The sequence below is a fragment of the Eubacterium ventriosum genome, assembly GCF_025150745.1.
Taxonomy (GTDB): Bacteria; Bacillota; Clostridia; order Lachnospirales; family Lachnospiraceae; genus Eubacterium_G; species Eubacterium_G ventriosum.
In genome coordinates this window covers 1,175,317-1,188,665 of sequence record NZ_CP102282.1, presented here as the reverse complement: position 1 = coordinate 1,188,665, position 13,349 = coordinate 1,175,317, and the positions used below count along the sequence as shown (strand labels likewise).

Genomic DNA, 13,349 nt, shown 5'->3' with positions numbered 1-13,349 from the left:
TTAAAAATCCTCCTCTTCAATGTCCATGTTTATTTTGCTTACGACTTCCTGATAGTAATCGCTGAAAGTCTGATTATTTTCAAGCATAGTTACTTCAACTTTAACCTGCTTCTTTATTTCTTCACTTATCAAAGTGTTAAGCATCTCAATTACTTCCGGTTTCGAGCAGCCTTCGTAGCCTATTGCTCCCGGATTAAAAACTATTAAAAGTGTGTTTTCCCCTTTTACGCTAAATCTTGCATCCTGCAGGAAAGTCTTGTACGGATTGGATATGTGTCTTCTAACTGAACCCCAGTTATCCACAACATACTGCACATCTTCCGGTATAGCCTTTTCAAATACCTTTTTAGGCTTTGGTTCCGGATTTGCACCTGAACTGCCTGCCGCCTGTGGAGCTGCCCCAACATTAACCGTAAAGTTTCCTTCTTCTATTTTCTTTTCCAAAATAGTGATTCTGTTATTAAGTGAGCTTACGTCTCTTTCCATTGCCGGTTTTGCAAGCTTTATTAATGCAATCTCTATTAAAACACGTTTTTGTGACGAATATTTGATTTGTCCTGATAATTCTGAAAGAATTCTAATGTATCGCATAATAACATCTACATTAACCATCTGTGCTTCTTCTTTCAAAGCTTCTATTCTTTCTGCTGACGCATCAATTACTTCCATTATTTCGTCATCATCTGATGTCTTAATTAACATAAGATTTCTCAAATACCATATAAAATCATTAACAAACTGTCCCGGCTCTCTGCCCTGCATAATTATTTCATCCAAAATATTAAGGCTTGTTGTTACATCTGAATCTATTACTCTTCTTGTAAGTCTGCTGAATATTTCATTGTCTACAGCGCCAAGAACGTCAAGCACATTGTCATATGTTAACTTCTGTCCCAAATAAAAAGCAATGCATTGATCTAAAAGACTTAAGGCATCACGCATTGAACCGTCTGCTGCTTTCGCAACGTATCTTATGGCCTTGTCCTCAACCTCAATTGATTCTTTTTCCATTAATTCGGACAATCTTGCCGCAATTGTGTCTATTGATATTCTCTTAAAATCATATCTCTGACAACGTGACAATATTGTTATGGGTATTTTATGTGGCTCTGTTGTAGCCAAAATAAAAATAACATATGCCGGCGGTTCTTCAAGTGTCTTTAATAATGCATTAAAAGCACCTATGGAAAGCATATGTACCTCGTCGATGATATACACTGTGTACTTACCACTTGAAGGCGAATATTGTATTTCATCTCGAATCTGTCTAATGTTATCCACACCGTTATTGGATGCTGCATCGATTTCAATAACATTCATGGCACTTCCATTGGTTATTCCACGACATGTTTCACATTCATTACAGGGACTTCCATCAACGGGATGCTCACAGTTGACAGCCTTGGCAAAAATCTTTGCCACACTTGTTTTACCAGTTCCTCTTGTTCCACAAAAAAGATAGGCATGTCCGATACGGTTGGCATTAATCTGATTCTTTAATGTCTGAACTATGTGGTCCTGTCCCTTAACCTGATCAAATGTTGAAGGTCGAAACTTTCTATATAATGCTGTATAAGACATAATATCTCCTTTCCTAAAAGTAACTGCTATGGATTCCAAGGGCATTGTAAGCCCTTTTACACCTTTGGAGTTTATTATATAATAAACTGGAAATGGTTACAAGCAATATATTTTGGTAATTTGGCATTTAAAAAGGTGAAACACAATTCTTTCTGTGTTTCACCTTTTTATTAATTATTAAATCCGCGCGATCTGCTTTGTGAGTATTCCATAAGCGTTACCTTTACAGTTAACTCGGTCTAGGCTTCCTCATGTCACATGAAATGATCTGCTTAGTGCTGCTTCATTCCTGACCTGACACGGTTCGCAGGATTCCATTGCATAAGACCCAAACGTCAACATCACTTATAAAGGGCAGCCCTACAAAATAAACCCGAGGCCGACCATCACCCCTGCTGTAGCGGATTGCAGGTACAGGACGCCGCTATCTTCCCGGCTGCGCGGAAATGTTATATCAAATTTAGTACCGACAACTGTCGGTCAGAAATATAGTATACCTTATACTAATTTTCTTTGTCAATAAAGATTTTGAATTTTTTGCCTAACTTTTCAGACAACGTTCTCTGTTCTTTCTGTTCAATCTCTTTTGCATCTTTCTGCAAATAACCAATATGTTTACTATGCATATTGGTTATTCATCCTTCTGCTTTTTTCTCAAATTTCTAAAAAAATCTTTAAGCAGATTACTGCACTCTTCTTCAAGTATGCCTTTTTCCATTTCGACCTGATGGTTAAATTTATCAACCTGAAGAAGATTCATAATAGAACCGGCACAACCTGCCTTTGGATTCATACAACCTATGTAGACTTTTTTAATTCTTGCCTGAACTATGGCACCTGCACACATTTGGCAAGGCTCAGTAGTTACATACAATTCGCAATCATCAAGGCGCCAGTCATCAAGTTTCTTGCTGGCTTTCTTTATTGCGTTAAGCTCTGCATGAGATAACGTGTTCTTGTCAACCATTCTTCGATTGTAACCACGACCTATTATCTTGTCCTGATAAACAATTACACAGCCAATTGGCACTTCACCTATTGAAGCGGCTTTCTTAGCCTGCTTAATTGCTTCTTTCATGTACTTATTAGCTTTCTTAGAATCATAACTTTCTTCTAAATCAACATTGTTACTAATATCTTTATTTAAATCATTAACCTTACCACTCATAAATAGTCATTGCGAAAACCACTTTTTAATAAACGATTTCCGATTATCCTTTTCATCCTTATTTAGATTAGTTTGTGAAAACATCCTATTTGAAATACGGATAAATTGTATCCCATATGCTGTCTGTTTCCTGACCTAATCTCCAATAAGCTGCACCTGCAAGCTTGTATTTTTCCATAATATCAAGTCTTGATTTTACAGATGTAGCATCTTCAAGCCAAATGCTCACTGTGCTGTCTCCCTTTTCATATGAAACAAAATTCTGACCTGTTGTTTCATCGAATGTCGCCTTTACTTTTGCATTAGTGTAAAGTTCTTTGGCTTTATCCATTGTAATTGCCTGACTTGAAAGGTAGTAATTGCCATTAGTTGCATCTTCCACATAAACGCCTTCGCCCTTTTTGCCATCAGTTGCAGGAGTTGTAATCCAAGCTCTTGTGTAGAAAGGCATACCGTTAATTACTCTTGACGCATCACCTGTTAAAGCAATGGCATCGTTTACGGCTTTTTCCGTGAAAGTCATTGATGAAACAGAACCTGCTTCCTTACTTCCTGCGTAATGCTCATCGTAACTCATTATAATAATGTAATCTGCAACCAAAGACTGATGTGCAATGTCATAATATTCTGAGCCTGATGATGGCACATAATTATCTATTGAAAGAACCTTTCCTGCTTTTCTGCATTCAATTGAAAGTTCTCTCAAAAACTGCAAATAACTGTTAATAATATCCTTATTAATAAACTCAAAATCAATGTTAATGCCATCAAGATTATAATCTTTTATGTTTGTCATAATGTTATCAACAAGATTTTCTCTCTTAGTAGTATCTGTTAACACTTTCTTCGTGTATTCCTTGCTTGCCTTGTCCTGAGTTCCAAAATCATTAACCAACGCCCATACTTTAAGCCCTTTGCTGTGAGCCTTTTCAACATAAGTTGCTGAAGCATATGATCTTAAGTTGCCTTTATTGTCAGACAAAGAATACCATGTTGGAGAAATAACATTTAAACCTTTTGTATGTTCAATTATTGTTTCCAAATTGCCATTAGCAGTCAGATTCGTTATTGCATTCCAACCTAAACTAATCTTTTTATTCATCAAAACATGTGTATATGTATCTGCGTCAGATTTAAACTCAGTCTTCTTTGTTTCTTTATCTTTTAATTTCTTTGCAGGCACATAACCCATGAAACCGTCGTCAGTTCCAACCTTTGTCCAGTCGCCGCTTTCTTCCAATACTGTAACCTTGGTATTTTTCTTCAAAGTAGTTACAATAAGGTTCTGGTAATCTGCCTTTGTACGCATTTCAATGTTGCTCTTAACAGTCATCTGATTTTTCTCGCCTGATGTGTATTTAAGAACAATTCTTGCAGGAGATTTTCCCTCCGCCTTCACAACTTTATAATCAAAATCCACGTATTTCTTAACAAACTTTACATTAACATAGCAATTTTTTCCGTCCATAAAAGAAATAACATAGTCTGTATTTTCAGTTTCATTTATTGTCTTACCACCTATTTTAGTTTTGTAAGTTTTTGTGGCGTCAGTAAACATTACAAGGTTGTTGGTTGCATCCACATAAAATCTTTTGTCAATATTTTTTATAATGGTGTTGATATTAAGGTAAGCTTCCTCGCCCTTTATAATCCCGAACTCATCACCATATCCATCTTCCAAAGCCACTGCTGCAATAGTTCCATCTGTCCCTATTGTGTAATCCGTGTCGTTGCCATTGTCATCCTCGTAGGTAAGTCCCATGTACCATTTCTGGTCAACCTGCCCCTTGTTAGTCTTTATAAACAAGTCACATCCTGTAGTTAGCAGAAGTGCTGATATTACGGTTATAATCAAAAATAGTTTATTTATAGTTTTTCTCAAATCAAAATCCTCCTTAAGCTAATGTCTATCTACTATGATACCACATTCAACATAAAAAAAGAATAAATATCCACGGTAGGTTTTTTCATTAATATAAATTTTTTCGTAATTTTTATTAATGAAAAAAGAGCCACAAAATATGACTCTTTCTCGTTCTTAGGGAAACTCCATAATAAATCTAACTATATTAACTAAATAGGCGGTCAATGCCTTGTGATATATATTAAGTTAAACAGTTGTTATTATGTGTACATTTCCGTATTCGTATTATCCGTGTTTTTATTATACACATATTGAATGTACTTTTCAATCATTTTTCAAATAGTTTTTTGTCTTAATTTATTATTTTTCAAAAAATTGTAATATTTCGTACATTTTTTTCGTATATATATTATATTACAGTATTAAAAGGTCTTATTTCATATTTGCTTATGCAATTGGGATAATGTCATTTTGGATTTTTGTTTTACAGCAATTTTTTATTTTGCAAATACTTGTTTTTTATATATTTTTTTACATAAAAGCTTTATTTACTACAATTTGTAAGATTTTACTACCTTAATAACTTTACACTATTTAAGATATTGGATATACTAATAGCAAGAAATAGTTGTTTTAATTATTTTGAATTTACACGAATCTAATGATAGAGAGGTGATTTTTATGAAAATTGAAAAAATCAATGATAATCAGATTCGTTGCACTCTGAGTAAGGAAGACTTAGCTGACCGCAACATTAAACTTAGCGAATTGGCTTACGGAACAGGCAAAACCCGTGAACTTTTTCAGGATATGATGCAGCAGGCTAATGATGATTTCGGTTTTGAGGTCAATGACATCCCACTAATGGTAGAAGCAATACCTGTTTCTCCTGAAACCATCGTCCTTGTTATAACCAAGGTTGAGAATCCTTCCGAAACCGAAGAACATCTCTCAAAATTCTTTTCTAAGGAGATGAAAGACGGTATTCTTTCACGCTTAGAAGATTCCGATATGGACCTTACAGATTTCGAAGAATTTGATGATGACATGGAAGATATTGACGCTTCCGCTAATGACAAGAAAGATGACAACGATGATTCATTGTTGTATAGCATTTATATATTCGACAGTTTAAGCCAGGTAATTGATGTTTCAAGATTGATTGCTCCAACATTTAAAGGTGACAGCTCAGTATACAAGTCACCATTCAATGACAAGTATTACTTATCTCTATGTGTTGAAGCTTCACAGGGTAAGAAACTTAACCGTATATACAGTATTCTTACTGAGCACGGAGTTCGTGAGAATCCAACATATGCCAAAGAACTTTTCTATATGGAACACTTTGACGAAATACTTGCAAACAAAGCAATTGAAACACTTGGTGCTTTATAATAAACAAAACCCTGTGTTGTACATCGAATCGGTACAACACAGGGTTCTTTATTCTTTTTATTCTAATTTAATAATTTACAAACCCATTCTTATTCTTTTTTTGTAGATTGAGTTGTCTTTTGATATTGCAAAATTTATGATACTCTAATGATATTTTCACTATTAAAGCAAAAATTATGCAACAATCTATAATCCATATATAAATACTATATTTACCGGCATTTATTGTAATAATAATCAAAGGTATTAAGCACCAAATTAGCATTCCCACCATTTTCAAACAACACTTTAAAAAACACAATTTCAAGTTTTCCAGGTATAAAAAACTTTCTATTTTTATTTCTTTTCCATTAATAATAATCTGAGGTAAAACAATTTTTCTGTTTTCTTTATCATACTTTGACTTATTATATTCTATTTCCAATGTTTTACAGGCTTCACATATATAATTGTCAACCTGGAATATACATGGTTCAAAGTTATCTATCCAATCCCATTCATAATTCATAAATATTATATCAAATATTGCTACTATTAATCGTAGCGGAAATTTACATATACAATAAAATAATTCTATTGTTTTCGTATTGACAGACGAAAGAGAAATCGGCATTCTGTTATCTATTAGAGTATTTTCTCCGTTATATATTACTTTTTGTTCTTTTTGTTGTATACAAATAATTTTTTCACCGTTTCCCTTCAATATAACATTCATAACGTTCCTCTTTTTATTTTTGAATATTTTTTCAACCATTTTTATATTTTTTCTTTTGAAAATAATCGAAAATCGCTTTGAACTTCCTATTTTTTTCCAAACACCTTTATCATCTTGTTGATTTAAAGTTCTTTTATATTTCTTTTTTCTACAATTAACTCCTCTAAAATTTTATCATCATACACTACCATAATATTAACTCACGAAATCAGTTAAATCCATTAAATTCTGTCATAACCAATTCACTTTAATTTCTACTACCTTTCATCAGCTTATTTTATCTTGCCGCTTCGTACATTAATATTGCCGTGGCAATTGCCGCATTTAAGGATTCAACTTTTCCGTGCATTGGAATTTTTATTAGCTTGTCTGCCTTTGCGGATATTTCCTCGCTTAAGCCCCTTGCCTCATTGCCGATTAAAAGTGCGCAGTCCTTTGTAAGGCTTCCTGAATTGTAAAGCTCTCCCTTTAAGTGGGCAGCATATGTTGTAATGCCGTTGTCCTTTAATGTGTCAACTGCTGCTGCCAAGTCATCCACTATTGCAAAAGGAACTCTGAATATTGAGCCCATTGTTGAGCGTATAACTTTAGGATTGTATATGTCTGCACTGTCTTTGCTCATTATTATGCCTGATATACCTGCTGCTTCCCCGGTTCTTACAATTGTTCCCATATTTCCCGGATCCTGAAGTCTGTCAAGCACTACTATGCAACTTTTTTCTTTGTTTCTTTTTTCTATAATATAGTCTATGCTATATGATTTCTGCTTTACAACGGCAACTATTCCCTGTGGTGTAACTGTGTCTGATATTTTCTTAAATACCTGGTCGCTTACTATCTGATATTTTTTTTCTTTTACCAGTTCACCGTTTTCTTTCAAAAAAGTTTCTGAAACATATACACTTACAAGGTCCTCTGCCGGTATTTCAACAAACATTTTCTTGCCTTCCACTGTAAATGTTCCTGTTGTTTTTCGTACTTTTGATTTTTCTTTTAACTGTATTAATTTTTTTATTTGTTCATTTGATGTTGATGTTATTACCATTTTACTTAAATACCTTTGCCATTTTTTCTGTTTCGCCTAAAACTACCAAATGCATTCCATGGTTAAAAGGAATGTTAACGTCAGGATTAATTTTGTATTTTCCTTCTTCTTTTATTGCTATAATGTTAAATTTATATTTTTTTCTAAGGCTTAATTCCATTAGGTTCTTTCCAACCCAACTTTCAGGAACTTTTGCTTCTATTATGCTAAATGTGTCAGATATTTCTGCAATATCCATAAACTTTTCGCCGTGAGCAAGGTTCTTTGCCATTCTGATTCCTGTTTCACTTTCAGGATAAACTATTTCATCTGCCCCAACTTTAGTTAAAATATTGCCCTGTAATTTGTCACTTGCCTTGGCTATTATATAATGGATTCCTATTTCCTTACATACGGCAGTTACGATTATGCTTGCCTCAAAGTTTTCACCTATTGTAACTATTGCCACGTCCACATTTGACACTCCAAGACCTTTAATTACGTTTTCTTCAGTCAGGTCTGCACGAATGGCAAAAGTAACATAATCTGATATTTCATCTACTTTTTCCTGTGACTTGTCTATGGCTATAACTTTTCCACCCATATTTGAATATGATATGGCAAGGCTTTTTCCTAAAGTTCCAAGTCCGAATACTGCGATTTCTTTCATTAATGCTGTCCTTTCTTTAATCTATCCTATAAGCACTTTTTTCTCAGGTAAGTCCTTTATGTGCTGGTCTATTCTTCGTTTTCTCGCCAATGCTATTACTATTGTTATAGGTCCTACTCTTCCAAAAAACATTAAAACGATAATTATTAGCTTGCCTGCAAGAGAAAGACTTGCCGTAAAGTTCATGCTTAAACCTACCGTTCCTATTGCCGAAAATGCTTCATAGCATATCTTGGTAAGAGAACCTGTTTCCGTAAATGTAAGTGCTATAACTGCAATCATTAATATGCTAATGGCCATTGTCATCACTGCCAATGCGTTCTTAATGTTGTCTCTGTTTATTCTTCTCTTAAATGCCTCTGTTGCGTTTTTTCCCGTAACAACTGATTTTACATCAAGGAATAACAAAGCTACTGTTGTTGTTTTTATTCCTCCTGCAGTTCCCATTGGTGAGCCACCCATTAGCATTAAGAGAAAAGCAAGAAGCACTGAGGCATTTCTAAGCCCCGCCTGATTTATTGTGCAAAAACCTGCTGTTCTAAGAGTTACTGACTGAAAGAATGATGCCAGAATTTTTTCACCTGTCTTTAAAGTTCCCAATGTTTCAGGATTGTTGTATTCAAAAGCAAATGTTAAGATTGCTCCTCCAAATATTGCAATTGCCGTTACTGTAAGAACTATTTTGGAGTGAAGTGACAACCTTTCAGAGAATTTTCGAAGTGGGTACTTTTTATTTCTAATATTATTTATGTTTTTCAAAATATCCCACCATACTATAAAGCCCATTCCACCTACCACAATAAGGAACATTGTCGTTATATTAATCAGCACATCTCCCTTGTACGCCATAAAGCTGTTGTCTCCAAGAAGGTCGATTCCTGCATTGCAAAAAGCTGAAATTGCATGAAACACAGAATACCACACGCCTTTAGCCACTCCGTATTTTGGAATAAATCTAAAACTGTAAAGTATTGCTCCAATGCCTTCCACTGCAAAGGTTCCCGAAAATATTCTTATTATGTGCAAAACAACGCCCTGACTTGTGTCAAGATTGTATGACTCCTGAATTAATCGTCTTTCTTTTAAGTTTATTTTTTTGCCTATTATAATTAATACGCCTGTGGCTATGCTGATAATTCCAAGCCCGCCAAGCTGTATAAGTATTAATATGACTACTTTTCCAAAAAGACTCCAGTAGGCATAAGTTGGCACCACAACCAATCCTGTTACGCAGGTTGATGTGGTAGCTGTAAATAATGCTGTCACAAAATCCGTCCACTGCCCTTTAGCTGAACTTACCGGCAACATTAGCATTAATGTTCCAACTATTATCACCCAAAGAAATCCAACTATTATTATTCTGGCAGCGTTGAATTTTGTTTCTTTAAGCATTTTCTTAAAATTTATATTTAAATTAGTCATTATAATTCCTTTTGAATATTAAACTCTTAATTTTACAAAATCCTGTCCGTAAGTTTTCTTTAGTTCTTCAACAAACTGATTATTGGCATCAACTCTGTATTCTATTGGCAATGCTTTCTGCTGACGCTCTTTTGCCAAAGCTATCATTACCTTGTCGCCACCTTTGTGAAGAAGTAATGTTTCAAGTAGTTCTTTCTCCTTTGCCATGTACTCTTCCTTGTCTTTAAAGGCTATCCAAAGTTCTGACGGAACCTGGTCGAAAGATACAATTGAGTTAGCCAAAACTTTTCCTGCAGAATTTTCTTCTATGTTTGCCTCGCCTTTTACAAAAATCTTCTGACCTTCTTCCATTAACATTCGACTTCTCTCAAACTGTCTTGGAAATACTACAACTTCAACTGTTCCAACTAAGTCTTCCAATGTTATGAAAGCCATCTGCTGTCCTGTTTTTGTAAACTTCTTTGTTATGGCACTAATGATTCCGCCTACGGCAACTTTGCTCTTGTCAGGAACTTTTGACTCTTCCCCTTCTTCAGGTTCGGTGAAATCAATTGACATATTTGTTATGTGTTTACGCCATTTCTGTTCCTGTGCCTGAAGTGGATGACCGCTGGCATATATTCCAATAACTTCTTTTTCAAAAGCTAATTTCTGGTCAACGGTGTACTCTCCTACATCAGGCATTTTTACTTTATACTTTTCTTTGGTACTGTCATCTGCCATATCAAAAATAGACATCTGGCCTTCCCATGCGTCTTTGTTTTCCTTGTTTACCCCGTCAAGAATCTGAATGTAAACCATCATCATCTGTTTTCTTGTGGCATTAAGTGAATCAAAGGCACCGGCTTTGATAAAGTTTTCTATTGCTCTTTTGTTTACACCAAGATTGGCTGTTCTTGTAATAAAGTCTTCCAAATCAGTGTACTTGCCGTGTTTTTCTCTTTCCTCAACTATGCCGTCAATAATGTTTTTACCAACATTCTTTATGGCTGTAAGTCCATATCGTATGCTGTTGCCCTTAGCCGAAAATCCACTTTCACCTTCGTTAATATCCGGTGGAAGAATTTCTATTCCCATTGAACGGCATGAGTAAACATATTCTGCTACCTTAGTTGAAATATCCATTACAGAAGTAAGCATTGCTGCCATAAATTCTGCTGCATAGTAATATTTAAGGTATGCTGTCTGGTAAGCCACCACGCCATAAGCTGCCGCATGGGACTTATTAAATGCATACTTTGCAAAGTCTATCATTTCATCGTAGATTTTGTTTGCAATCTCTTCACTTATGCCGTTTTTGATACAACCTTTTACGCCCTCTTCCCGGTTTCCATACACGAAGCTTTGGCGTTCCTTTTCCATTACTGCCTGTTTCTTTTTTGACATTGCTCTACGGAGAAGGTCGCTTCGGCCAAGTGAATATCCTGCCAAATCCCTAACTATCTGCATTACCTGTTCCTGATAAACAATACATCCATAGGTTGGCTCAAGTATTGGAATTAACTGTGGGCAGTCATAAGTAACGCTATCACGATTATTTTTTCCTTCAAGATATTTAGGAATAAAATCCATTGGCCCCGGACGGTACAAAGCTATTCCGGCGATAATATCTTCAAGGCTTTGAGGCTTAAGTTCCTTCATGAAGTTTTTCATTCCGGCACTTTCAAGCTGGAATATTCCCTCTGTATTTCCTGTTCCAATATAATCCAAAACTTTTTTGTCATTGTAGTCTATTTTCATCAGGTCAAGTTCTATGCCTCTGTTCTTCTTTATGAATCTTTGGGCATTCTGTATTACAGTTAAGTTTCTAAGCCCCAAAAAGTCCATTTTTAAAAGTCCAAGTTCTTCCAAAGTAGTCATTATATACTGTGTTGTAATTGAACCGTCTGCCGCTCTTGACAATGGCACGTATTCGTCTACCGGTTTTCCACAAATAACTACACCTGCCGCATGCATTGATGCGTGTCGTGGAAGTCCTTCAAGCCTTCTTGACATATCAATAAGGTATTTTACCTCTGGATCTGAATCGTATAATGTTTTTAATTCTCTATTTTGTTTTAAAGCTCCATCAAGAGTAATGTTAAGCTCCTGTGGAATCATTTTTGCTATATTATCTACCTGAGCATATGGCATATCAAGAACTCGTCCAACATCTCTTATTACACCTCTTGCCTTTAATGTTCCAAAAGTCACAATCTGCGCCACATGGTCTTTTCCGTATTTTCTACCTACGTAGTCAATAACTTCCTGTCGTCTTTCAATACAAAAGTCTACGTCAATATCGGGCATGGATACACGCTCAGGATTAAGGAATCTTTCAAAGAGCAAATTATATCTCATAGGTTCTATATCTGTTATTTCCAAACAATAAGAAACTATACTTCCTGCCGCTGAACCTCTTCCCGGTCCAACTGCAATTCCGTTAGACTTGGCATAATGAATAAAATCCCAAACAATCAGAAAATATTCAATATATCCCATGTTCTTTATTGTATTTAATTCGTAATTTAATCTTTCTTCCAGTTCTTCTTTTGTCAAATGACAGTTCTGGTCAACTTCTCCCTTAAAAACAGGATAGCGGTTGTGAAGTCCTGTTTCGCACAGTTCTTTTAGGTAAGTCCATGATGTGTAGCCTTCCGGCACAGGGAAATTTGGAATCTTTGTTACTCCAAACTCAAATGTAACATTACATCTGTCGGCGATTTTCTGTGTATTCTCCATTGCCTGAGGTGCGTATTTGAAAAGCTGGTACATTTCTTCCGGTGATTTCAGGTAGAACTGTCCCCCCTCATAACGCATTCTGTCCTCATCAGCTTTCTTCTTTCCGGTCTGAATACAAAGAAGTATATCGTGTGCCTCCACATCATCTGCAAAAGTGTAATTTACGTCATTAGTACAAACAAGGTCAATTTCCAACTCTTCGCTCATTCTCATTAACTGCTGGTTAACTGTTGCCTGTTCCGGAATACCGTGGTCCTGCATTTCAAGGAAATAATTACCCTTTCCAAATATTTTCTCATATTTTAAGGCAGCTTCTTTTCCCTTTTCGTATTCCCCTCTTGCCAGATACTTCTGTACTTCTCCTGCAAGACAGGCGCTTAGGCAAATAATTCCTTCGTGGTATTTTTCCAATACTTCATAGTCAACTCGTGGTTTGTAATAGAATCCTTCCACAAATCCTTTTGAAACTATTTTGCAAAGGTTTGCATATCCTTCATTATTTTCTGCCAACAAAATCAAATGATAATATCTGTCTTCGTTGTCCCCTGCTTCTTTTTCGAAACGTGAACCTGGTGCCACATACACTTCACATCCGATAATAGGCTTTATTCCATTTTCAAGTGCTGCCCTGTAAAAATCTATGCATCCATACATAACACCGTGATCTGTTATGGCAAGGCTGTTCATTCCAAGCTCTTTGGCTCTTTTTGTAATTTCTTTAATTTTACTTGATCCATCCAACAGACTGTATTCTGTATGGACATGTAAATGTGCAAAATTCATATATAA

General features: G+C 35.4%; 10 protein-coding genes and 1 other RNA gene. 1 reads left to right on the top strand and 10 read right to left on the bottom strand.

Features of this window, described 5'->3' with window-relative positions; all coding sequences use genetic code 11:
- The 5 genes from dnaX to NQ558_RS05410 form a co-directional block, all read right to left on the bottom strand.
- Positions 1–1,581 (bottom strand): DNA polymerase III subunit gamma/tau, encoded by a 1,581-nt coding sequence (gene dnaX / locus NQ558_RS05430; protein ID WP_040445844.1) that lies wholly within the window; start codon positions 1,579–1,581, stop codon positions 1–3.
- Positions 1,582–1,764: 183 nt separating this feature from the next.
- Positions 1,765–2,025, bottom strand: an RNA gene (ffs, locus tag NQ558_RS05425) — signal recognition particle sRNA large type.
- Positions 2,026–2,084: 59 nt separating this feature from the next.
- Positions 2,085–2,207, bottom strand: a complete 123-nt coding sequence (locus NQ558_RS05420) for a hypothetical protein (RefSeq protein WP_005358895.1) — start codon at positions 2,205–2,207, stop codon at positions 2,085–2,087.
- A 5-nt stretch (positions 2,208–2,212) separates the two neighbouring features.
- Positions 2,213–2,749 carry a tRNA adenosine(34) deaminase TadA gene (gene tadA, locus NQ558_RS05415; protein ID WP_005358896.1) on the bottom strand — a complete coding sequence of 179 codons (537 nt, stop codon included), beginning with the start codon at positions 2,747–2,749 and terminating at the stop codon, positions 2,213–2,215.
- Between the two features lie 85 nt (positions 2,750–2,834).
- Positions 2,835–4,631, bottom strand: a complete 1,797-nt coding sequence (locus NQ558_RS05410; RefSeq protein WP_050750928.1) for a glycosyl hydrolase family 18 protein — start codon at positions 4,629–4,631, stop codon at positions 2,835–2,837.
- 663 nt (positions 4,632–5,294) lie between these two features.
- On the opposite strand from NQ558_RS05410, the gene NQ558_RS05405 reads away from it, so the two are divergent.
- Entirely contained in the window at positions 5,295–6,008 is a 714-nt protein-coding gene (locus NQ558_RS05405; RefSeq protein ID WP_005358898.1) for an adaptor protein MecA, read from the top strand.
- 67 nt (positions 6,009–6,075) lie between these two features.
- Here the strand turns inward: NQ558_RS05405 and NQ558_RS05400 are convergent, their stop codons facing one another.
- From NQ558_RS05400 to NQ558_RS05380, 5 genes are all read right to left on the bottom strand, one after another.
- Positions 6,076–6,762 (bottom strand): hypothetical protein, encoded by a 687-nt coding sequence (locus NQ558_RS05400; RefSeq protein ID WP_005358899.1) that lies wholly within the window; start codon positions 6,760–6,762, stop codon positions 6,076–6,078.
- A gap of 238 nt (positions 6,763–7,000) precedes the next feature.
- Positions 7,001–7,768, bottom strand: coding sequence for a 23S rRNA (guanosine(2251)-2'-O)-methyltransferase RlmB (rlmB, locus tag NQ558_RS05395; RefSeq protein WP_005358900.1), 768 nt, complete (start codon positions 7,766–7,768; stop codon positions 7,001–7,003).
- Between the two features lies 1 nt (position 7,769).
- The gene (locus NQ558_RS05390) at positions 7,770–8,417 is read right to left on the bottom strand and encodes a potassium channel family protein (RefSeq protein ID WP_005358901.1); all 648 of its coding nucleotides are present in this window, start codon (positions 8,415–8,417) and stop codon (positions 7,770–7,772) included.
- 21 nt (positions 8,418–8,438) lie between these two features.
- Positions 8,439–9,839 (bottom strand): TrkH family potassium uptake protein, encoded by a 1,401-nt coding sequence (locus tag NQ558_RS05385; protein ID WP_005358902.1) that lies wholly within the window; start codon positions 9,837–9,839, stop codon positions 8,439–8,441.
- Positions 9,840–9,857: 18 nt separating this feature from the next.
- Complete coding sequence (locus NQ558_RS05380) at positions 9,858–13,343, bottom strand: DNA polymerase III subunit alpha (protein WP_259907644.1); 3,486 nt, start codon at positions 13,341–13,343, stop codon at positions 9,858–9,860.
- Between the last annotated feature and the right edge of the window lie 6 nt (positions 13,344–13,349).